Source organism: Pseudomonas leptonychotis, from assembly GCF_004920405.1.
In the GTDB taxonomy this organism is placed as follows: domain Bacteria; phylum Pseudomonadota; class Gammaproteobacteria; order Pseudomonadales; family Pseudomonadaceae; genus Aquipseudomonas; species Aquipseudomonas leptonychotis.
Window position 1 is genome coordinate 2,064,225 of record NZ_RFLV01000001.1, and the last position, 21,859, is coordinate 2,086,083.

The 21,859-nt window shown below is 56.1% G+C and carries 9 protein-coding genes; 8 read left to right on the plus strand and 1 reads right to left on the minus strand.

Annotated elements, in window-relative coordinates; genetic code table 11:
* Positions 1-10 precede the first annotated feature (10 nt).
* The 8 genes from D8779_RS09545 to cptA all read left to right on the plus strand — a co-directional run bounded on the left by D8779_RS09545 (position 11) and on the right by cptA (position 21,345).
* Positions 11-1,666, plus strand: coding sequence for a ShlB/FhaC/HecB family hemolysin secretion/activation protein (locus tag D8779_RS09545; protein ID WP_240789724.1), 1,656 nt, complete (start codon positions 11-13; stop codon positions 1,664-1,666).
* Positions 1,667-1,711: 45 nt separating this feature from the next.
* Positions 1,712-14,347 carry a hemagglutinin repeat-containing protein gene (locus D8779_RS09550; RefSeq protein ID WP_136664173.1) on the plus strand — a complete coding sequence of 4,212 codons (12,636 nt, stop codon included), beginning with the start codon at positions 1,712-1,714 and terminating at the stop codon, positions 14,345-14,347.
* 545 nt (positions 14,348-14,892) lie between these two features.
* Complete coding sequence (locus tag D8779_RS09560; protein ID WP_205895794.1) at positions 14,893-15,225, plus strand: transposase; 333 nt, start codon at positions 14,893-14,895, stop codon at positions 15,223-15,225.
* A gap of 43 nt (positions 15,226-15,268) precedes the next feature.
* Complete coding sequence (locus tag D8779_RS09565) at positions 15,269-15,961, plus strand: transposase (protein ID WP_136664175.1); 693 nt, start codon at positions 15,269-15,271, stop codon at positions 15,959-15,961.
* 132 nt (positions 15,962-16,093) lie between these two features.
* Complete coding sequence (locus D8779_RS09570) at positions 16,094-16,828, plus strand: substrate-binding periplasmic protein (protein WP_136664176.1); 735 nt, start codon at positions 16,094-16,096, stop codon at positions 16,826-16,828.
* 386 nt (positions 16,829-17,214) lie between these two features.
* Complete coding sequence (locus tag D8779_RS09575; protein WP_136664177.1) at positions 17,215-17,469, plus strand: transposase; 255 nt, start codon at positions 17,215-17,217, stop codon at positions 17,467-17,469.
* Positions 17,470-18,142: 673 nt separating this feature from the next.
* Positions 18,143-19,387 carry a M23 family metallopeptidase gene (locus D8779_RS09580; RefSeq protein WP_167492549.1) on the plus strand — a complete coding sequence of 415 codons (1,245 nt, stop codon included), beginning with the start codon at positions 18,143-18,145 and terminating at the stop codon, positions 19,385-19,387.
* A 194-nt stretch (positions 19,388-19,581) separates the two neighbouring features.
* Entirely contained in the window at positions 19,582-21,345 is a 1,764-nt protein-coding gene (cptA, locus tag D8779_RS09585) for a phosphoethanolamine transferase CptA (RefSeq protein WP_136664179.1), read from the plus strand.
* A gap of 17 nt (positions 21,346-21,362) precedes the next feature.
* On the opposite strand, the gene D8779_RS09590 is transcribed toward cptA, so the two are convergent.
* Complete coding sequence (locus D8779_RS09590; RefSeq protein ID WP_136664180.1) at positions 21,363-21,806, minus strand: YtoQ family protein; 444 nt, start codon at positions 21,804-21,806, stop codon at positions 21,363-21,365.
* Between the last annotated feature and the right edge of the window lie 53 nt (positions 21,807-21,859).

The window sequence follows — 21,859 nt, forward strand, 5'->3', positions numbered from 1 at the left end:
CATCTGGCTGATGTGCTCACTTATACCCGCTGTATCGCTGGCGCAAACGCCAGGAGATCGTGACCTTGTCCGCGAACGTCAGGAGCGCCTGCTGCAAGAGCAGGAGCGCCGTCTGGATGAGTTGCAGCAACTGCCAGGCAAGACCGAGCAATTACCCGCACAGCCGATTGCCGACGATGAGCGTTGCTTTGCCATCAAACAGATCAACTTGGTGGGCGCCACGCTGCTCAGCCCGGCGGATCAGGTCGCCATTCTCAAACCCTACAATGGCCAGTGCCTGGGTGTCGGGCAGCTCAATCAGCTGCTCAAAGACATTACCAATCATTATTTGGGGCGCGGTTATGTCACCACGCGTGCCTACTTGCCGCAGCAGGATCTCTCCAGCGGCACGTTGCAGGTCACAGTGGTCGAGGGCCAGCTTGAAGGCTTAAATAGCTCGGATCTGGCGTCGGATCGTGAATTGGCCATGAGCTTTCCTGGGCGCTCCGAGCAAGTGCTGAACCTGCGCGAGTTGGAACAGTTGATTGAGCAGCTTAATCGCTTGCCATCGCGCCAGGCCCAGCTTGAGCTGGTGCCAGGCCAGCAGGTCGGTGGTAGTCGCGTGCAGCTGCAAGGGCAGCGCAGCAAACCGTGGCGTGTGAGCCTGGCGCGTCACAACGATGGCCAGCTCAGTACCGGTGAGCAGCAGTGGGGTCTGGGCTTGGATTGGGACAGCCCGCTGGGTTTGGCCGATCAACTGAGCCTACGCGCCGGCGGTGATGCGGTCAGCGACAGCTACCGCCACTCGCACAACCAGAGCCTCAACTACAGCCTGCCGTACGGCTGGTGGACCTTCAACTACAGCTACAGCCAGAGCTACTACCGCACCCAGAGTGAGGCCAATGGCTTCGCCTTTGATCAGGATGGCGACAGCAAAACCCACGCCTTGCGTGCCGAGCGTGTACTGCACCGCGACAGCTTGAGTAAAACCGCCGTCAGCCTGGGTGTCAGCCACCTGAACAGCAACAACTTTATCCTCGGCAATCGGATCGATGTCTCCAGTCAGCGCCTGTCCGAGGCCCAGCTGGGCTTTAACCATGGTCGGCGCATTGGCAGCGCTTTCGTCAACGCCGATCTCGGCTGGCAGCACGGCACAGGGGCCTTCGACGCGCAGCGCAGTGGCAACCCGCAAGGTGGCCAGCCCGTAGCGCGTTACAACAAATACAGCCTAACCCTGAGCTACCTGCAGCCGTTTCAGCTGTGGGGCGAGTCGTTCAGCTTCGACAGCCTGGCCAACGGTCAGCGCAGCGAGGACGTCTTGTATAGCCCGCAACGCATCAGCGTGGGCGGCTTGAGCTCGGTGCGTGGCTTCAAGGAGCAATCGCTATCTGGCGACAGCGGCGCGTACTGGCGTAACCAGCTGCGCTGGCGCAAAGCGGTGAGCTGGCAACCGTTGCAGCCCTTTGTCAGTGAATACGGCGTGGCATTCGCCTACGACATGGGTGTGATCAGCGGCGGGCGTTACAACCCGGACCAGCATGGCCGCCTCTCCGGCAATGCCATCGAGCTGAGTGCCCGTGGTCAGCACTTGGCCGCTTCGCTGACCTTCGCCCGTTCACTGGAACGCCCGGACGCCATCGAGCGTCAGGAGCATCCGGTGTATTTCCGGGTCGACCTGTTCTTCTGATTTTTCTGAATTCTGCTTTATAGCCCTACGGGTTGGAGTTGTTACATGGACGTTCGCACACCATTTTTCCAAAATATTGCCAGTGTTCTGATCGGTGTCCTGTTCCTTAATCCGATTGTGGCCACGGCGGCCGAACTGGCCTTGGATGCCCAGGCCGGTGGTAATGCCAGCCTAGGTCAGGCTGGCAATGGTGTGCCCGTAGTTAATATCGCCACGCCCAATGGCAGTGGTCTGTCGCATAACACGTTCAGCGACTTCAACGTCGGTCAGCAGGGGCTGATCTTAAATAACACTACCGATAGGCTGCAGAGCACTCAGCTTGGCGGCATCATCGTTGGCAACTCCAATCTCAAAGACGGTGCGGCCAACCTGATCCTTAACGAGGTCACCGGAAGCAATACCAGCCAGCTCAGGGGTTACACCGAAGTGGCTGGCAAATCAGCAGCAGTAATAGTCGCCAACCCCCATGGCATCACCTGTGACGGTTGCGGCTTTATCAACACCCCGCGCGTTACCCTTAGCACCGGCAGGCCGGTGATAGAGGGCGGGCGCCTTGATCGCTTTGATGTAAATAGTGGGCAGATAAACATCGAAGGTAGCGGGCTCAACGCCAGTAATATCGAGCAGTTCGACCTGATCACCCGCAGTGCCAAGATCAACGCTGAGCTTTACGCCAATAAGCTCAACGTCATCACTGGGCGTAACCAGGTCAAGGCGGATGATCTCGCCGTCACGGCCAAAACCGATGATGGCAGTGCTAAACCACTGCTGGCCATCGACAGCTCCGCCCTCGGCGGCATGTATGCCGGAGCGATCCGTCTGGTTGGTAGCGAGGCCGGTGTCGGCGTCAAGCTGGCCGGCAATATGGCTGCCAGCGCGGGCGATATTCAGATTGATGCCAATGGCAAGTTGAGCATGGCGCAGGCTGCAGCCAGCCGTGACATCCGCCTCACGGGCGAGAGCATCGCGCTAACCAGTAAGGCCTATGCTGGGCGTCATGTTGACGCGCAGGCGCAGCAGGGCCTGACCCTCGCTCAGGGTCAGAGCTTGGCGGCCCGCGACAGCATCAAACTGAAGGGTGGCCAACTGGATAACCAGGGCCTTATCGAAGCCGGTGTGAACGCCGATAACAGCCGCAACCTGAACGGCGATATCACCCTGATAGGTGGCGGCCTGCGCAACAGTGGCAGCGTGATCGCCAGCCGCGAGCTGAGTAGCACTGTGGGGGGGCTGCTGGATAATCGTGCCGGCACCCTCAGTGGTAAAGCCAACACTAACCTCACTGCCGCCGGCTTGAGCAACGGCGCAGAGGGTCGCATCGTGTCCCAAGGCAACCTGACTGTCGGCGTCGATGGGCTGGATAACCGCGGCGGCCTGATCGCTAGCGCTAATGGGTTGCGTGTCATTGCCGGGGGCGATGTGCACAACCAGGGTGGCGAAATTTCTAGCCAGGCTTCCGTCACCCTAGAGGGGCGAAGCCTGAATAATCAGGGAGGTTTGATCGCCGCGAAACAACACCTGAGCATTGACGGCAAGAGCCTCGACAACCGTGGCGGCCAGGTCAGCGGCAAGGCGGATCTCAGCGTCAGCGTGGACACTGTGCTGGACAACCGCAGCCAAGGCACCGTGGTCGCCGATGGCAAGCTGACCCTCGATGCCGCCGAACTGCGCAACGGCGACCGTGGCCAGGTGGCCGCCAAGGGCGACCTGGCGATTAGCGTCGGCGAGCTGAGCCAGCAGGGCGACGTCGCAACAACGGCCGGCGAGCTGCTCAGCCAGGGCAAACTGACCCTGGTGGCCGATAGTATCGATAACCGTAAGGGCGGCCTGATCGCTGCCAGCAAGGGGCTGGATATTAGCGCCAGCAAGCTGCTGCGCAATGGCGGCGGCGAAATCTCCACTCAGGGCCAAGCCAGCGTTCTGGTAAAGGCTGCTGGCGGGCAACCAACTGCGTTGCTGGACAACAGCGGCGCCGGCACCATTATCGGCGACCAAGGGCTGACCCTGACTGTCCAGCGCCTGCTGAACAACGCCAAGGGCTTGCTCGCCGGTCGCGATAGCCTGGTGCTGATCGGCGACAGCCTAGATAACCGCGACGCGGGCACCCTGAGCAGCCAGCAGGCGCTGAGCGTGCAATTGACTGGTGAGCTACAGAACCAGATACAGGGCGCGCTGCTCAGCGGCGGCAGCCTGACAGTTAACGCGGCCAGTTTGAACAACAGTGCCGGTGGCTTGCTCTCCAGCGCCACTAAGCTGGAAGTCGGTGGCGGCAGCCTGAGCAACCAGGGCGGCAAGCTGGTCAGCGATGGCCAACTGACGATTAGCAACAGCCGTCTGGACAACAGCAATAGCGGCATCATCAGCGCCAAACAAGCGTTGACCATCGGTACTGGGCAGCTGGATAACCAGAGCAAGGGTCTGATCACCAGCGGCGCTGGCTTGAAGGTCACGGCGGGCCAGATCAACAATTACGAGCAGGGGCTGATCGCAGCCAAAGGCGATGCGCAGGTCACCGCAACCGGTCTCGATCAACACGCCAGCGGTGAGCTGATCAGCGAAGCTGCATTGAGCCTCGACCTGCAAGGTGGTGCGCTGAACAACAGTGGTAAAGGCCTGATCGCAACCCCTGGCGCGCTGTTGCTGAATAACCTCGGTGCGCTCAACAACAGTGCCGGCGGCGAGATCTCCAGTAGTCAGAGTTTCCTGCTCAAAGCCAACCAGCTGAACAACAGCGCCGGCCGCGTGATCAGTGGCCAGCATCTGCAAGTGCAGATTACCCAGGCGCTGCTGAACAACCTCAAGGGCGTGCTCTCTGCCGCCAAGCTCACAGTCGCCGCCGCCAGCCTGGATAACTCCGCCGCAGGCGTGCTCGCCAGCAAGGGCGATATCCAGGTGAGCCTCACCGGCAAGCTGGACAACCACGACCAAGGCGTTATCTCCGCGGTTAAGGCGCTGACTGTTGCCAGTGCGTCGCTGGATAACTCCAATAATGGCCTGCTGGCCAGCGGTGGTGCTTTGCAGTTGGATACAGGCGCGGCGAATAACCAGGGCGGCAGCATCCTCAGCCAGGCCGAACTGGACGTCAGCACCGTCGCTCTCGACAACCGCGGTGGGGTGCTGAGCAGCCAACAGGCGCTGACGCTCAGCGCCGGCGCCATCGACAACCGCGATAAGGGCCTGATCACCAGTACCAGCCAGCTGACCCTGAGCGCCGCCAGCCTCGACTCCAGCCGTGATCTAGGCACTAGCGGTGGCGAAGTTTCGGCCAAGCAGAGGCTGCAACTGACGGTCAACAAACTGATTCAACAGCAGGGCCGCTTGATCGGCGAAGCCGGTGTGAGCATCGACTTCAAAGGTGGCGACCTGGATAACCGCGGCGGCTTGCTCAGCGCCACAGGTTCCTTGACCCTGCATAACCTGGGGAAATTGGATAACCGCAACGCCGGTGAAATCTCCAGCAGCCAGAGCTATAGCCTCAACGCCAGCGCCATCGACAACGGCGAACAGGGCCGCTTGATCAGTGCCGGCAACCTTAACCTCGATCTGGGCAACGGCAACTTACGTAACGCCGCCGGTGGCCTGATTTCTGGCTGGCAAGGTTTGGCGGTGAAAGCCGGCAATCTGGACAACAGCGTCCTGGGCACCCTGTCCAGCCGCAACGGCGCACTTACGGTCGAACTGAGCGGCAGCGAGCGCGTGCTGAACAACAGCGGTGAAGGTGCACTGGTCAGCAAGGGCACGCTCAGCGTCGATGTTGGCAGCCTGAATAACAGCGGCAAGGGCATCCTCTCCAGCGAAGGTGACCTTGAACTGAGCCTCAGTGGCGCGCTGAATAACAATGATGGCGGTCTGATCGACAGCCAAGGCGCGCTGAGTGCAAGCGCAGGTGCAGTCAACAACCACAGCGGGCAGATCGGCAGCTTGAAGGCCGCAAGCCTGACCGCCAGCAGCCTGGATAACAGCGCCGGCCAGCTCTCCAGCAATGCGGCTCTGACCCTGACCCTCGCGGGCAATCTGATCAATACCCAGCAGGCCAAACTGGCCAGCGCTGGCCCGCTTGTCCTCAAGGCTCAGGCTATCGACAACCAAGGCGGTAGCCTGGTCAGCCAGAACCTGCTCAATATCACCGGCAGTAACTTGAACAACGCCAATGGCGGCACCGTGGCGGCCCGTAGCGGCCTCACCCTGCTGCTCACCGGCGCGCTAAACAACAGCGCCGATGGCTTGATCCACAGTGAGCAAGGCGCTCTCGACATCAGTGCGCAGAGCCTGAATAACAACGGCGGTGCATTAAGCAGCCAGCAAAACCTGACGCTGAACCTGAACGCCAAGCTGGACAACCAGAGCGGTCGTATCGAAAGCCTCGCGGGTAACCTCGACCTGCAAAAATCCACAGCAGTGGACAATAGCGCCGGCGTACTCAGCAGTATCAAGGGTTGGTTGAAACTGGTCACGGCCGGGCTGTTTGATAACGACGCCGGCACCACTCAGGCGCAATCTTTGGCAATTGACGCCAGGGGTGTGGACAACCGTGGCGGTCATATCTCCGCGCTGTCCGGCAACACCGTGATCGACAGCGGTAGCGCTACCTTTAACAACCAAAACGGTGGCCTGTATGCCCACCAACTGCTCAAAGTCATTGCCGGTAATTTCAATAACCAGGGCGCAGTTCAGGGTGAGGGCGGCAAAGTAGCAGCCGATCGGATTGACTTCAGCCTCTCCGGTGCGCTGAACAACAGCTACGGCATTTTGGAGAGTGCCAGCACCCTGAAGCTGGCCGCCGCCAGCATCAACAACCGTTACGGCAGCCTGCGCGCGCTGGGTACCAGCGGCGATACCCGTATCGTTGCGAGCAGCCTGGACAACCGAAACGGCAAGCTCGAAACCGCCAACACCAATCTCGACCTGAACGTCGCCAGCCTGCAGAGCAGCGGTGGCAGCATCCTGCACGTAGGTACCGGTGATTTTGGCCTGAGCGCCGCCCAGGTTACTGGGGCCGGTGGCGACCTCAGCACCAATGGCCTGCTCACCCTGACCGCTGACAACTGGACCAACAGCGGCGTACTGCAAGCCGGCCAGTTAGTGCTGAATATCGGCAACTTCACCCAAACCGCCAGCGGCCAACTGCTGGCTGGTAATTCTTTTAGCGGTAGCGGCGGTAACTGGGTTAACCACGGTCTACTGGCCAGCGACGGCAACTTCAGCCTGAACCTGAGTGGTGCCTACAGCGGTAATGGTCAGGTCACCAGCCTTGGTGATCTAACGCTTAGCGCTGGCAGTATCGACCTCAGCAGCAGTGCACGTATCGCCGGTGGTGGCCTGACCAACGTCAGCGCCGGCTTACTCAGCAACTTCGGCAAACTCACCGCCGCGGGCGACCTCACGGTTACCGCCAATACCTTGAACAACCGAGGCACCCTCGGCAGTGCGGAAAAACTGCGTCTAGTTGCGCCGACGCTGCTTAACGAGAACGGGCTAATTTTTAGCGGCGACGATATGACGCTGCGGGTGAATAACTTCACTAACCGTTATGCGGATGTGTACAGCCTAGGCGAGTTAAACATCGCCGCCAATGATCAGTTGGCGCGCTCTAATTCGGTCGAGAATATTTCTGCTGCTATAGAAAGTGGTGGAGATATGATGATTTTCTCGAATTCAATCATAAATAAAAAGGAAAGATTTGACACTATTGCTGAGTTGAAGTCCGGTGCTATAGGTGTTCGTTGTTACAGTTGCTCTTCGTCTGTGGCAGGTTATGCAGGATTATCCTCACATCTGGTCTGGATTGAGAATTTCACGGCTAAGGTATTACAGGACTCTCCATCTTCAATAATTTCTGCTGGGCGTAATTTTACAACAAATAGCACTGTATTCTTGAATTCTAACTCTTCGGTAAGCGCTGTAGGTGATTTGGAAATAAACACGGATTTATTTGAGAATTCAGGGTCGGTATTAGAGGATTTTTCTCGTCGCCGATATATAGACATTAAACCTGGAAAGGGTCTGTGGCAGGAGATAGTTGATTATAATTCATATAATGATGCTGCCTACAATAAGAGTATTCACTTCTGGAACTCTTCTGATCAGGAGTCAATGGTTAAGCCTAGTATTGTAGAGCATGGTGGAAAGCCTGTTGATCGGGAGTTGTATCAATATTTTGGAACAATGCGTCTTTCGCTGGGCCCCTCATATGCTAGTGCTGCTCGTAAGAATGCTGTTAAGTTAAGCGATTCACGTTATTCCTCTGGTGTAAGGGTTGAAGCTCCTGTTGCTATAAAAAATGCCACACCGTTTTCTGACTTGATTTCAGTGGGCAATAGTTCGAGCCACTCTGCCGCTGTAGTTCAGGCTGGTGGTAAGGTTGTTATTAATGCGAAAGATAAAATAGTAAACGGCGTGCAGCTTTCGGGTGTTACTGCGGCCGTCCCGGGTTCTCGTGTCGGCGAAACAAAAATTTTAGGGTCAGGTATAACTAAAATTGTCCAAATTAATTCACAACTTCCACCAGATTTACGCCAGTCTCAAATCAACCCTATTAGTTTGTCTGGATTTTCGCTTCCGCAAGGCGTAAACGGTTTATTTCGTCTAAGTGGGCAAGGCGGCACAGGCAGCATGGTGAGCGCAACTCCTAGCTCTGTTAGCGATTACACCTCGGGAGGTAGTTCGATAGCACTAGGTTCGGTCCAAGCAGCCCAAGGGGTTGGGGCTGTTTTGGCCAGTAACTGGAGTATGCATAACATCCAAGTTGCTGGTGGTGGATCGTCTTTGGATAGTGTCACGTCGCAAGTTGTTGGCGTGCAGAGCCTACCTAGGAGCGTGCTGCCATCCGTTAGTCACAAGTATTTGATCGAAACCAACCCGGAATTGACCAGCCTCAAACAGTTCCTCGGTTCTGACTACATGCTCGGAAATCTTGGTTACGACCCCGATCAAGCCCAGAAGCGTCTGGGAGACGGCCTCTACGAACAGCGATTGATTCGTGAAGCTGTGGTGGCTCGCACCGGACAGCGCTTCCTTGCTGGCCTGAACAGTGACGAAGCAATGTTTCGCCACCTGATGGATAACGCGATTGCCAGCAAGCAAGCACTTAAACTTTCTGTCGGTATCAGCTTGAGTGCAGAGCAGGTCGCGGCGCTGACCCACGATATCGTCTGGCTGGAAGAGTACGAGGTGGCCGGTGAGAAAGTGCTGGTGCCAGTGCTCTACCTAGCCCAGGCAGAGGGGCGTCTGGCGCCGAATGGGGCGCTGATCCAAGGTCAAGACGTGGCGTTGATTTCCGGTGGGGGCCTACTTAATCAGGGCACCCTGCGTGCCAGCAATAACCTTAGCGCGGTTGCCGGTGGCAGCATTAGTAATCGGGGATTGATTGCCGCAGGAAATCGCCTCGATCTATTGGCTACCGATAGTATTCGTAACGCTCAGGGTGGAGTTATTAGCGGCCGCGATGTCAGTCTCATTGCGCGGACGGGCGATGTGCTCAACGAGCGTACGGTGACTCGTCAGAATACTTCGATTGGAAATCGGCAATATATAAAGGATTACGTCGACAGCGCTTCGCGTATCGAAGCCGCCAACAGCCTGGAAATCAGCGCAGGCCGCGATGTCGCCAACCTTGGTGGCATTCTCGACAGCCGTGGTGATTTGAGTCTCATTGCCGGCCGCGATGTCACTATCGCCTCAGTGGAAGAGCGCAATCTGCAGACGCGCGGTAGCAGATACCGGAGGGAGTCTGTCAGCCAGCATGGCGCGCAAGTCAGCGCTGGGCGCGACATCGAGATCAGCGCCGGGCGGGATTTGACCGCTATTGCCAGTCGCATCGATGCGCAGCGCGATATCAAGCTGGATGCAGGGCAGGACGTGACCTTGGCTGCGGCGGCTAACGAAAGCCACTCGTACTCAAAAAGCAAAAAGGTCACCCGCAGTGCTGATCTCGTGCTGCAGCAAGCAAGCAGTGTCCAGGCTGGCCGGGATATCTCCATTGATGCCGGTAAAGATCTAACGGTTGTCGCCAGCCACGTAAAAGCGGGCAACGACATCGCATTGGACGCCCAGCAGGACATCAATATTCTCTCCGCTAAAAACGAGAGCGCTTCCTTCTACTCCAAGAAAAGCAAAGGCTCGTTTGGCCGCAGCAAGAGTGAACAAAAGGAAAAATACGACAGCACCAACATCGCCTCGGTGATCGATGCCGGTAACGATCTAACCATTAATACCAGCAAGGCCGTTGATGGCAGCATGAGTATCGATGGTGGTCGCGATGTAACGGTTATCGGCAGCCAATTGAAGGCCAGTAACGATCTACTGGTCGGTGCAACGGGCGATATCGCCGTACTGTCGGGTGTTGAAGAGCATGGCTCTTACAGCAAGAAGACCAAGTCCGGTTTCCTCGGGCTCTCCAAGTCAGGCAAGAGCCAGCTGAAGACCACAGCCAGCCAGGTTTCCAGTGAGCTGGACGCTGGCAACGATGTGGTGATCGCCGCTGGTAACGATATCCGCTTACGCGCCAGCGAAACCACGGCCGGTAACGACGTGGAGTTGCGCGCCGGGCTGGTGACCGATACCGGTGATATCAACCTGGTGTCGGCTAATGACACGGCGTACAGCTTGAAGCAGGAATACAAGCAGAAATTTGGTGCTTCGTTGTCCGGTGGCATGCTTTCCTTCGCCTCGGCCAAAAAAGCCGGGCAGGAAGCCCAAAGCAGCACCAGTGTAGGCAGCCAAGTAAGCGCTGATCGCGATGCAACCCTCAACGCCGAACGCGACATCAATATCATCGGCAGCGGAGTCAGTGCCGGTCGCAATGTCGCGCTAGGTGCTGGCAGAGACGTGAATGTTCTGGCTGCCTCCAGCAGCAGTACCGACAAAGCCTGGGAAGAAAGTCAGCGGATCGGTATCGCGCTGGGTATGAAGTCATCATCGCCCTATACCTCCGAGGAAGAGCGAATCTACGTTGGCGATGCCTATGAGGCCACCAAGAACGTCCTCGGCGTCACAACCCAAAGCGTTGCTCCATCACTGATCCACTCCGGCGAAGACATGACGGTCAATGCCGGCCGCGACATCCAGGTCAAGGGCTCGCAGTTGCTGGCAGGCGGCGACGCTAGCCTCGATGCGGGTCGCGACATCCGCATTAGCTCTTCGACGCACACCGTTGATGTGGCGGAAAAAGATCAAACCCAGAACTATGGCGGCGGTCTGCTGAAAAGCCCGGCCAAGGGCCCGGCCGGCATCGGTGTGATGCACGATGTCGACTACCTGGATGGCTACAACCGCGCGACTCAGCAATCCGAGATTTACAGCGCCATTTCCGCTGAGGGCGATCTGTCGCTCAAAAGTGGCCGCGACACCGAGATCGCGGGCGGCAATCTGGTGGCGGACAACGTCAGCATCGATGCAGGTCGCGATATCCGTATCGATAGCCCAGAAAACAAAGACATCCTTTACCGCGATGTAATGCAAGGCGGCGTCGGTCTGGCTGTCGGGCTGCGTCCGCATGAGGAGAATGCAGGCATTACCTCGCCAAGCATCCAGCCGAGCAGCATCGTAGCGACCGATGGCGATATCAGCCTGAGGGCCGGGCAAGACGTCAAAATTCAGGGTGCTTCACTGCTGGCCCAGCGCGATGTGGTGATCGACGCCGTACGCGATGCGCACCTGAGTGGCGCATCGGTTTCGGTCGATAACCACAACAATGTGGTCAGCAACTCCATGGCTTCGGTGGACAGAACCGATACCGACTTCAATTCCACCGCTAGTGCACCGTTGCAGATTCAGGCCGGTAGGGACGTTTCGATTCAAGCAGGCCGGGATATTGTTGCCCGGAATCTACTGGCCGAGGCCGGCCGTGATATCGACATCATCGCCGGGCGCGACCTGACCATAGGTGCCACCCAGCGTGAGCGTAGTACCGGCAGCAATAGCCTGGGCATCAAAGGCGATATGTTCGGCTTGGGCGAAATGGCCCGCGCGTTTAGCGAAGGCAAGTCCGGTGCCGAGATACTGAGTGCAGCCGCTCAGGCCAACCCGCTGCTGAACAACATCAATAACATCGCCAAAACCGATAACGATGAGGACAAGTGGCAGAATGCCGCCGTTCTGGGCTACCGCTTATATAGCGGTAATCCTTCTGCGGGCAGTGGCGAGTCAACCGGCGCCAGTACAGCAGCGTCCTATGGCTTTGACCTGAGTCGCGGCATTAACGGCCGTCTGGGCTACCAGCGCAGCCAATCGGAGTGGAACGAGCAGAGCGGTAGCCAGCTGGCTGCCGGCCGTGACCTTTACCTCGAAGCGGGACAAGACCTGGCCCTGGTGGATGGCACCCAAGCCAGTGCCGTGCGCGAGGCCTATCTGGTGGGCGGTCGCGACATCATCATCCGCTCGGCCGAGAACGCCAGCAAAGAGCGCTCCAGCGGCGGCGGCATAACCGTCGGCTACAACGGCGGTTGGTACGGCGGCTTGGATGGCAACAGCAGCCGTGGCGACAGTGCGCAATACCAGAACGCCAGCGTTACCGCCGGGCAAACCCTGGTTACCGACAGTGGCCGCGACACCATCATCATCGGCGGCAATCTGCATGGCGGTGACGTGGAAATGTCGGTCGGCCGCAACCTGGCGCTTATCAGCCAGCAAGGCACCATCGACCAACAAAGTTCCAGCGCCTCCTTCACCGTGGGTAGCAGTTACAGCTTCAACGCCAGCGCAAGCGAACGCGACCGCCAGGCGGTGGACAGACCCGCCACCATCACAGCGGACGACCGACTGCGCATCGATGTGGCGCAGAACACTCACCTCAAGGGCAGCCAGATTGACAGTGGCACCGGCAACCTGGAGCTGGTCACTGAAACCCTGAGCTATGAGGACCTGAAAAACCATGACAGGGCGAGCCAAGGCAGCGTCAGTTACAGCGGTTCGAGCGATGGTGATACTTGGGGTAATGGCGGTGAGGCGCAGGAAGGCAATGGCTTCAGTGCGGGTGTGCCGATTGCCAACCTGGAGGGTGGTGACACTCGCGCGGCGATAGGCAAAGGGGTTATTCGCAACCATGCAGGCGAAGAACTCGACACCGACATCAGCCGCGATGTGGCTGGGGCGCATAAAGAAACCGACAGTGCGGCGATCAGTGAGTACAGCGCGAAAAGTGAGTTGTTGGGGATTGCGGCGCAGGAGGGGTATAAGGCCGTCGGTGATTACGCCACTAATAAAGTGATAGAGGCTGAATTCAATGCGGCTAAGGCCGAGGCGGCCGGTAATGCAACTGATGCTTCATATTGGCGTAGCCAGGCGGATGCCTGGAAAGACGGTGGTGCAAACAGAGTATTAATGCATGCGGCACTGGGGGCGCTGCTTGGGGAGGCCTCAGGTTTCGGTGCCGCTGCAGGCGGCGTATCGGCGGCAGCGAATCAAGCGCTTAACAGCGTTATTTATGACTTGCTGAAAGAACAGGGCGCTATTGCGGAAGGGGATGCGGCCGGTGAGAAAAAGCTAAGAGAGCTTACAGCAGTACTCGTTGGCGGCATTGTGGGTGGCGCTACCGGTGGTGGGGGCTTAGGTGCGGCAGTAGCGTTGACCGCGGATAAGTACAACCGCCAATTGCACCCACTTGAGAAAGCACTGCTAGAGAGCAAGGCCAAGGCGCTTGAGAAAGACCTGGGTACTCCCTCCTTGGAAGGGTATACCTGGACAGAGCTGCTAGCCCTTGCTGCTGGTGCGGAGGTTGACGCAACGAAGCGCCAGCAGTATGTGCAGCTGTTGGCGTCTATCAGTGGGCCATCCGAAACGAATAACCCGCTGCGTAAAGCCTTTCAGCGCGATATGGATGCAGTGCTTGGAACGCTGGTGGTCATGGCCTCTTCCAGCATGGTGCTGACATGGGAGGATGGTTCTCCGGTTATTGCTCATGGGAAACCGGTGTATGCATTCCAGGCAACGGAAGAGCAGTTCCAGGATTCTCGGCTTTTCAGCAACGCATTTGCGGTCGCTCAAGCGGGTAGAGGGGGGCAGAGCGTCGAGTGGATTCATAACGAATTTGATGCCGAAACCCTCAGCAAGCACTATCTCGAGTTGTATAGATTTACTGAGTCGCCCCATGCGGACACAGATCTGCCAGATCGGCTTTCTTGGTCGGTGCTGGATGCAATCAAACCTGACACGACAGATTTTGATCTTGCGACACTTGGGCTTGGCTCGCTGCTTAAGGCTGGTTTCCAAGGAGGCAAGGGGCTTACAGGGGCACTGATTGAGATTCTGGCGAAAAGAGAGGGTGCAAAAGCGACTGGGACAGCAGGAAAGATTAAGATTGAACCCGGCGCAATACCTGACGCAAATGAAGTGCGTGCAGGGCAAGGATTATCTGGTCTTGGGTACGATGTTACGCACCAAACCACTGCGTCAGCTAAAGGTGTTCAAGGGCAGCGAACTGCGGACTTGCATATTGATGGACTCGGTTCCATTGATGTGTATACGCCGAAGAATCTTGATCCGACAAAGATAGTTCGAGCGATAGAGAAGAAGTCGAATCAAGCCGGCGGAGTCTTGGTGCAGGCGGACTTGCCAAGCACTGACATGTCATCCATTGCTGTTCGTATGTGGGGGAAGACTAACGCGCAGAGTATAAAAACTATATTCTTCCAGAAACCTGATGGATCATTGGTCCGGTTTGATCGACCTGCTGGAGGAGGTTAATTATGTCGAAGTACACGTGTGCCTGCGGCTACGTTATGAACCTTTCGCAAGGGTGGTCAGGCTATGAGTTGACTCTGATTCCGGAGTCAACAATAGAGGGTTTGGGGGATAGGTTAGATAGTGAGGATAAGCTGTCTTCTGATCAGTTATATGAAACTCTTGATGAAAAGGCCATTACGGTGTATCGGTGCCCGAAGTGCAGGCGATTGCACTTAGAGGAAGAGCCAAACAAGTTCACTACTTACATTGTTGAGTAGCCATTACTGGATCTAGCTCCAGTCAGCGAGTTGGGTTTTTTGGTGCAAAAGGAACTGCCACGACTGGAGGTCAAGCAGCTTCTACACTTCCGAAGAACTTTGGCGAGTCAGTTCTCGGTCATAACACCCAGATTGGCGTGCGAAATAGTAAGGCGGGGACGATTTCTGGTGCGCACAACAGCGATGCCTTCCTAGAGTCGGTTGAAATAACCGGCACTAAAGGGGGCGGAGTGAATAAGTTTTGATCAGCTAGGCTGGTGGTTGACGAGATTGGCAAAGGAGCTTGCCATGCCTAGAAAACAAAGGATGTATCTCCCTGGCGTGCCGGCGCACGTGGTGCAGCGCGGCAATAATCGCGAGGCCTGCTTTTTCCAGGATGAAGATTACCAGTTCTATCTTGCGGTGCTGGGCGATGCGTTGAGGCGGTACCGGGTGCAATTGCATGCTTACGTGCTGATGACCAACCATGTGCATCTTCTAATGACGCCCACTGACGAGTCGGGCATTTCCCGCGTGATGCAGCACCTGGGCCGCATGTATGTTTTGTATGTGAATCGCACTTACCGGCGTTCAGGCACCTTGTGGGAAGGCGCTAAAGGGGTCGGAGTGAATAAGTTTTGATCAGCTAGGCTGGTGGTTGACGAGATTGGCAAAGGAGCTTGCCATGCCTAGAAAACAAAGGATGTATCTCCCTGGCTTGCCGGCGCACGTGGTGCAGCGCGGCAATAATCGCGAGGCCTGCTTTTTCCAGGATGAAGATTACCAGTTCTATCTTGCGGTGCTGGGCGATGCGTTGAGGCGGTACCGGGTGCAATTGCACGCTTACGTGCTGATGACCAACCATGTGCATCTTCTAATGACGCCCACTGACGAGTCGGGCATTTCCCGCGTGATGCAGCACCTGGGCCGCATGTATGTTTTGTATGTGAATCGCACTTACCGGCGTTCAGGCACATTGTGGGAGGGTCGGCACAAGGCCAGCCTGATCAACGCTGCTGAGTACTTACTGACGTGCTACAGGTATATCGAATTGAACCCTGTACGTGCGGGAATGGTTACCGTGCCCGAGGCGTATCGCTGGTCAAGCTACGGCTGGCATGGGTGGGGGAAGACTGACCCGTTGATTAGCGATCATGCTCTTTACCAAGGGTTGGCGTCTAACGAGTTAGATAGGCAGTGTGCCTATCGGGCGCTATTTGCTGGCCACCTCGAACCGAATGCCGTCCGCGTTATGCGAGAGGCCTGCGCGCACAACTACCCCTTGGGTAATGATCGCTTTCGGGAGTCGATAGCCGTGCAGCTTGGCCGTTCGGTGGGGCAGAACAGTCCTGGCCGGCCAGTGGTTAAAAATAAATAACTCCAACCCCTTTAGTCCTTGGCGAGAGCCGGCGGGGGCTTTTTTATGCGCGTAGTTCCGCGGCAGTGTCTCAGCGAATTCGCGGTAAAAGATCTTCGTCTATATTGAACGGGCGCAGATGGAGTCGCACTGATGAGAAGAATGTTTCTAACTATTTTATATGTCGTGTTCAGCGTAAAAATCTATGCAGGGCCACAATTGATATTGTCAACGGCTGAAGGTTCGGCGGTTCAAGATATTTCCATTCAAGTGTTGCAAGAAGCCTATGCTGAAATCGGCTATGAATTGCAGATAATACGCACTGCCAATGTACGCTCGTTATTGCTTGCGAACGAGGGGCGCACAGATGGCGAAGTTTCTAGGGTTGTGGGTATGGAGGTGGAATTCAAAAACCTGCAGCGTGTTCCCGTGGCCGTTAATGTATTAGATATACGGGCCTTTACGAAGATCCCTGGCATTGACGTCCCGAGTTGGGAAAGCCTGCGAGGGTACAACGTACTGTCTGTGAAAGGCAGTAAGCAAGTTGAACTTCGGCTGACGGAACGAAATATCAATTGTTATTATGCTGCGCAGTTTGCTCAGGCGATTAATATGCTCTACGCCGGGCGAGGTGATGTAGCTATATTGCCTGATGTTAACGGCAAGCAAGCTATTAAAGAACAAGGTTTGAGCGGGATAGTGATGGCGGATGAGTCATTGGAAAAAATTAATCTTTATCATTATCTGAACACTAAGCATGCAGCGATTATGCCTAGGGTTGAGTCTGCACTCAGGCGAATGCAGCTACGAGGACGCATCAAAGAAATTAGAGAGCATTACCTGAAGAGTCAGTATGTATCTACCGAGTGGCCCATTGCTGACTTTTAAAACCCCGCTGCTCATAAGTGCTGGTCGCTTTGGTAAATATGTTGGGCGTGCTGGCATGCGTTCGAGTCTCTTGGGGCAAAAATAATATTTAAAGAACGCATTTTAAATGTTGTAATTACTCGCCAAAAAATATCCACTTTTAATCCATGCATCCCTTGTTGCCTTGCTTTCCACGAAAAGCACAGATTCCCGAGCCGGCGGAAAATAACTCTAACTTATGTCGCGCACAGTGTAAGTAACTCTGCTCCAGAATATGTAATTTGTAGGTGAGGGCCATGCTTGGTGAGCAGCAGCTGACCGGATCAAAGTGCGTAACTAAAGGGGCGGAGTGAATAAATTTTGATCAGCTAGGCTGGTGGTTGACGAGATTGGCAAAGGAGTTTGCCATGCCCAGAAAACAACGGATGTATCTCTCTGGCGTGCCGGCGCACGTGGTGCAGCACGGCAATTATCGCGAGTCCTGCTTTTTCCAAGATGAAGATTACCAGTTCTATCTTGCGGTGCTGGGCGATGCGTTGAGGCGGTACCGGATGCAATTGCATGCCTACGTATTGATGACCAAACATGTGCATCTTTTAATGACACCTACTGACGAGTCGGGCATTTCCCGCGTGATGCAGGCATGTATGTTTTGTATGTGAATCGCACTCGAGTTAGATAGGCAGTGTGCCATCGGGCGCTATTTGCTGGCCATCTCGAACCGAATGCCATCAATGTTATGCGAGAGGCCTGCGCGCACAACTACCCCTTGGGTAATGATCGCTTTCGGGAGTCGATAGCTATTCAGCTGGGCGCTCGGTGGCTACCAGGGTTCTGGTCGGCCAGCGGTTAAAAATAAATCACTCCGACCCCTTTAGACCCTCGACCCCTTTAGACCAGAATATGTAATTTATAGGTGGGGCCATGCTTGGTGAGCAGCAGTTGGCCAGATCAAAGTGCGTAACTAAAGGGGGGCGGAGTGAATAAATTTTCATCAGCTAGGCTGGTGGTTGACGAGATTGGCAAAGGAGCTTGCCATGCCCAGAAAACAACGGATGTATCTCCCTGGCGTGCCGGCGCACGTGGTGCAGCGCGGCAATCATCTACGCTGGCACATTTTATTTACAATTATTTTAATCTAGTGCTTAGCGCAAATTATGTTGGTGTTGCTTTGATTTGCTTCTTGTCAATTCACGCTGCGTGTCTAGTCTCATGGTTCTCAAGTCGCACCTGTGAATATGCCGGTACACATGCGTGTGTACCGTTGTAGGCGATTGTTATGGTGTCGACTCTCTTGAGTGGATGTTGTACTTAATACTAGGGATGGGTAGAGCAATGATTAGACTCGCGCGGGTAGCACCTGGTTTGCTAGTTTTTTCTTACTTGGGCTTGGGTGGCATATATGCAAATGCTACCACCAGCGAAATAAAACAGTCGGCGTTTAATTATTCGGCGCAAGCATTACAGCGGTTGGTAATCGCCAGTGATGGTTTGCTCTTCAGTGATGAGCTGTTCTTGTATGGCCGAGATGCTGAGGCGTTTGATCTCGGTGGTTATCTCGCAGTGCATGCGCCTCAGTTACGCGACAAGCAGGAGTTAATAGCTCACTGGAGTGGTTACTACAGTATTAACCCCAAGGTGGTACTGGCGCTTATGGAGCTTAAGAGCGAGCTGTTGTCTGCGCCTAGCCCAGATAAATTGCGGGCGCCGTTTGCTGAGTTGTCCACGGCGAGCGGTTTTGCGGGGCAGCTGCGCGATGTTTTGCAGCAATTGTCACAGCGCTTCTACAGCTATGAGGCATACCAGCGTGAGCATGGCCTTACCCGTTTTACTCCAGATACAGGGGGATTGAATGGTGCCAGTGCGGCGCTGCTTGGAGTATTACAGGGTGCGAACAATGCGCCTGCAGTACTCAAGTGGAGCTCGCCGTTGCAAACCTTCACCCAGCACTTTGCAACGCTATTTAACATGGCTCCCGAGCAACTGCGTGGCGCTGAGTCGGGAGCGAAGGCTGTGCTTGCGGTTAGCTCACTCCCGCCGACCAATATGCTGCAGTTACCTTGGTACCAAGGCTATTCTTGGCAATCAAACGGCGCACATTCTCACACCGGCTCAGGTTCACCGTACTCATCTATTGATGTGTCCTACGATTGGCCAGGCTGGGGCGCGCAGACATACAGCGTGGCGGCCGCGCATAGTGGTCGGGTTAGTGTTCTGTCTCGCTGTCAGGTAAGGGTTACAAACGCTAACGGCTGGTCGACTAATTATTATCATATGGATAATGTTCGAGTAAGTAATGGGGAAACCATTGCGGTTAATACCAAGTTGGGGGTGTATGCCGGCAATCGTAATACTGCGCTTTGTGAGGGCGGAAGTTCAACCGGGCCACATTTGCATTTCTCACTTTTATACAATGGCCGCTATGTGTCGTTGCAAGGTGTTAATTTAGGTGTGTTTCGCGTTTCTGTAGGTTCTTACAATTATGATAATCAGTGCAGTCGATTCAATTTTTATAATTTGAATACAGGGAACTATCAGTGTGCGTGGAGTGCGCTGTACAACGCCGGGCCGTTGAATTAGTCATATTCATGGTGCGCTTGGATTGTTAGCAAGAATATTAGTTTTCTGTGGTTTTAAAGCCCCCGCCGGCGAGAGCCGACGCGGGCTTTTTGTTGGGGGGGGCAAAAAGTTGCTCACCCCGTCAGGGTGTTTGACGGAATTTTCACAGGCTGGCTGGCATAAAGACTGCGCTTATTTAGGTTCATGAGGTCGCCATGTCAGCAGTACTGCAAACGTCGCCGCGCAAAGGCGTGGATTGGGCCGGGTTGGGTTGGGCTTTTCTATTCTTCTGGTATTTCTCGGGTGTTACTCAATTACTGATCCAGTTAACCGGTACGGCCGGCTTTTCTGGTTTCCGCCAGGCCTTGCTGGCCAGTGCGCTGTGGTTGGTGCCGGTGCTGCTCTGGCCGGCGCGTACTCGGCAGTTGGCGGCGGTAATCGGCACGCTGCTGTGGCTGTGTTCGCTGGGCAGCTTTGGCTACTTTCTGGTGTACGGCCAGGAGTTCTCGCAGAGCGTTATTTTCATCATGTTCGAGTCGAACATTAATGAGAGCCGCGAATACCTGATCCAGTATTTTGCCTGGTGGATGCTGCCGGCGTTTGCCGCCTATGGTCTCTGCGGTTGGCTGCTGTGGCGCAAGGTGCGCCCGATTTACCTGTCGCGCCCTGGTGCCTTGTTTGCCGCAGCGATTGCGCTGTTTGTGTCGGTGGGCTACCCGGCGCTGCGCCAGTTCAGCAAGCACGACAGCTGGCAGGCCGGCTTTGACAACTTCACCCAGCGCATTGAGACAGCCACACCGTGGCAGCTGGCGGTGGGCTACAAGAACTACCGTGAGCAACTGACTAATATGCAGGTGTTGCTGGCTGAGAACGCCAGTATTCCTCCTTTGGCGAACCTGCAAGATGCTCATGCCGGGCAGCCAGGAACCCTGGTATTGGTGATCGGTGAGTCGACCAACCGTCAGCGCATGAGCCTGTACGGCTACCCCCGTGAAACCACCCCGGAGCTTGATGCACTGCGTGATCAGCTGCAGGTGTTTGATAACGTGGTTACGCCGCGGCCATACACCATCGAAGCCTTGCAGCAGGTGCTGACCTTTGCTGACCAGGAGCACCCGGAGCGCTACCTGACCACGCCTTCGGTGATCAACCTGATGAAGCAGGCGGGCTATAAGACCTACTGGATCACCAACCAGCAGACCATGACCAAGCGCAACACCATGCTCACCACGTTTTCCGAGCAGGCTGATGAGCAGTTCTACCTGAACAACAACCGTGAGCAGAACGCCCGTCAGTATGACGGCGACGTGCTGGCGCCTTTTGCCAAGGTGTTGGCTGATGGTGCGCCGCGTAAATTTATCGTGGTGCATTTGCTCGGCACCCACATGAGCTATCAGTACCGCTATCCGGCTGAGTACGAGCGCTTCACTGACCGTTCTGGAGTGCCGGGTAACGTCAGCGATGATCAGCTACCGACCTACAACAGCTACGACAACGCGGTGCTGTACAACGACCATGTGGTGGCCAGTCTGATCAAGGATTTGTCGGGCGCGCAGGCCAACAGCATGTTGCTGTACCTGTCGGACCATGGTGAAGCGGTGTTCGATGCGCCCAAGCCGGATGTGCTGGGGCGTAACGAGGCGGCTCCCACCAGCCCGATGTACACCGTGCCGTTTATTGTTTGGAATTCGCCGCAGTGGCAGGCGCAGCAGGCGCGTGATTTCAGTGCGGCGCTGTCACGGCCTTATAGCTCTTCGCACTTTATTCACACCTGGGCGGATCTGGCCGGGTTGCGCTTTGATGAATACGAGGCGCACAAAAGCCTGGTGAGTCAGAATTTCCGGCCATTGCCGCTGTTGATTGGTAACCCGGAAAAACCCAAGAGTTTGATCGATTTCAGTTTGATCAAGCCGCAGGCGCCGGTGGCGCAGCGTATCGCCCAGAAAGACCCGGAGCAGCGCGCAACCAAGGCGCTGTAACACAGCGCCCTCAGCGGCTACTGGCCGCTGGCGACGTACTTGAGCAGTTCGACGACCTGCTCTGGGCTTTGTGCCCAGGCCATGGCAGCGCCGTCGACTTCCTTCAGCGGGTGCACAATCTCCGCGCCGTGCAGGGTGATATACGGCTTGCCCAACGCGGCGCAGTAGCCCGCGTCGAAGGCCGCGTTCCACTGCTTGTACTGCTCGCCGAAACGAATAATCGCCAGGTCGCATTTCTCCAGCAGGGTCTTGGTGCGAATCGCGTTGACCTTGGCCGATTTATGATCGCGCCAGAACCCTTGGCTTTCCGCGCCCAGCACATCGCCCGCGGCATCGCTGCTGGCGTGATCGGTTACGGCGGAGGTGAAGGTCAGCTGCAGGCCATGCTGCTCGGCCCCCTGAATGATTTGCTGACGCCAGTCGGTGTGGATTTCGCCGGATAGGTAAACGGTCAGGCTCATGACAACCTCTTGGTGTGGAAATGGCAGAGTCGCGTGGACCCAACAGGGCGGCC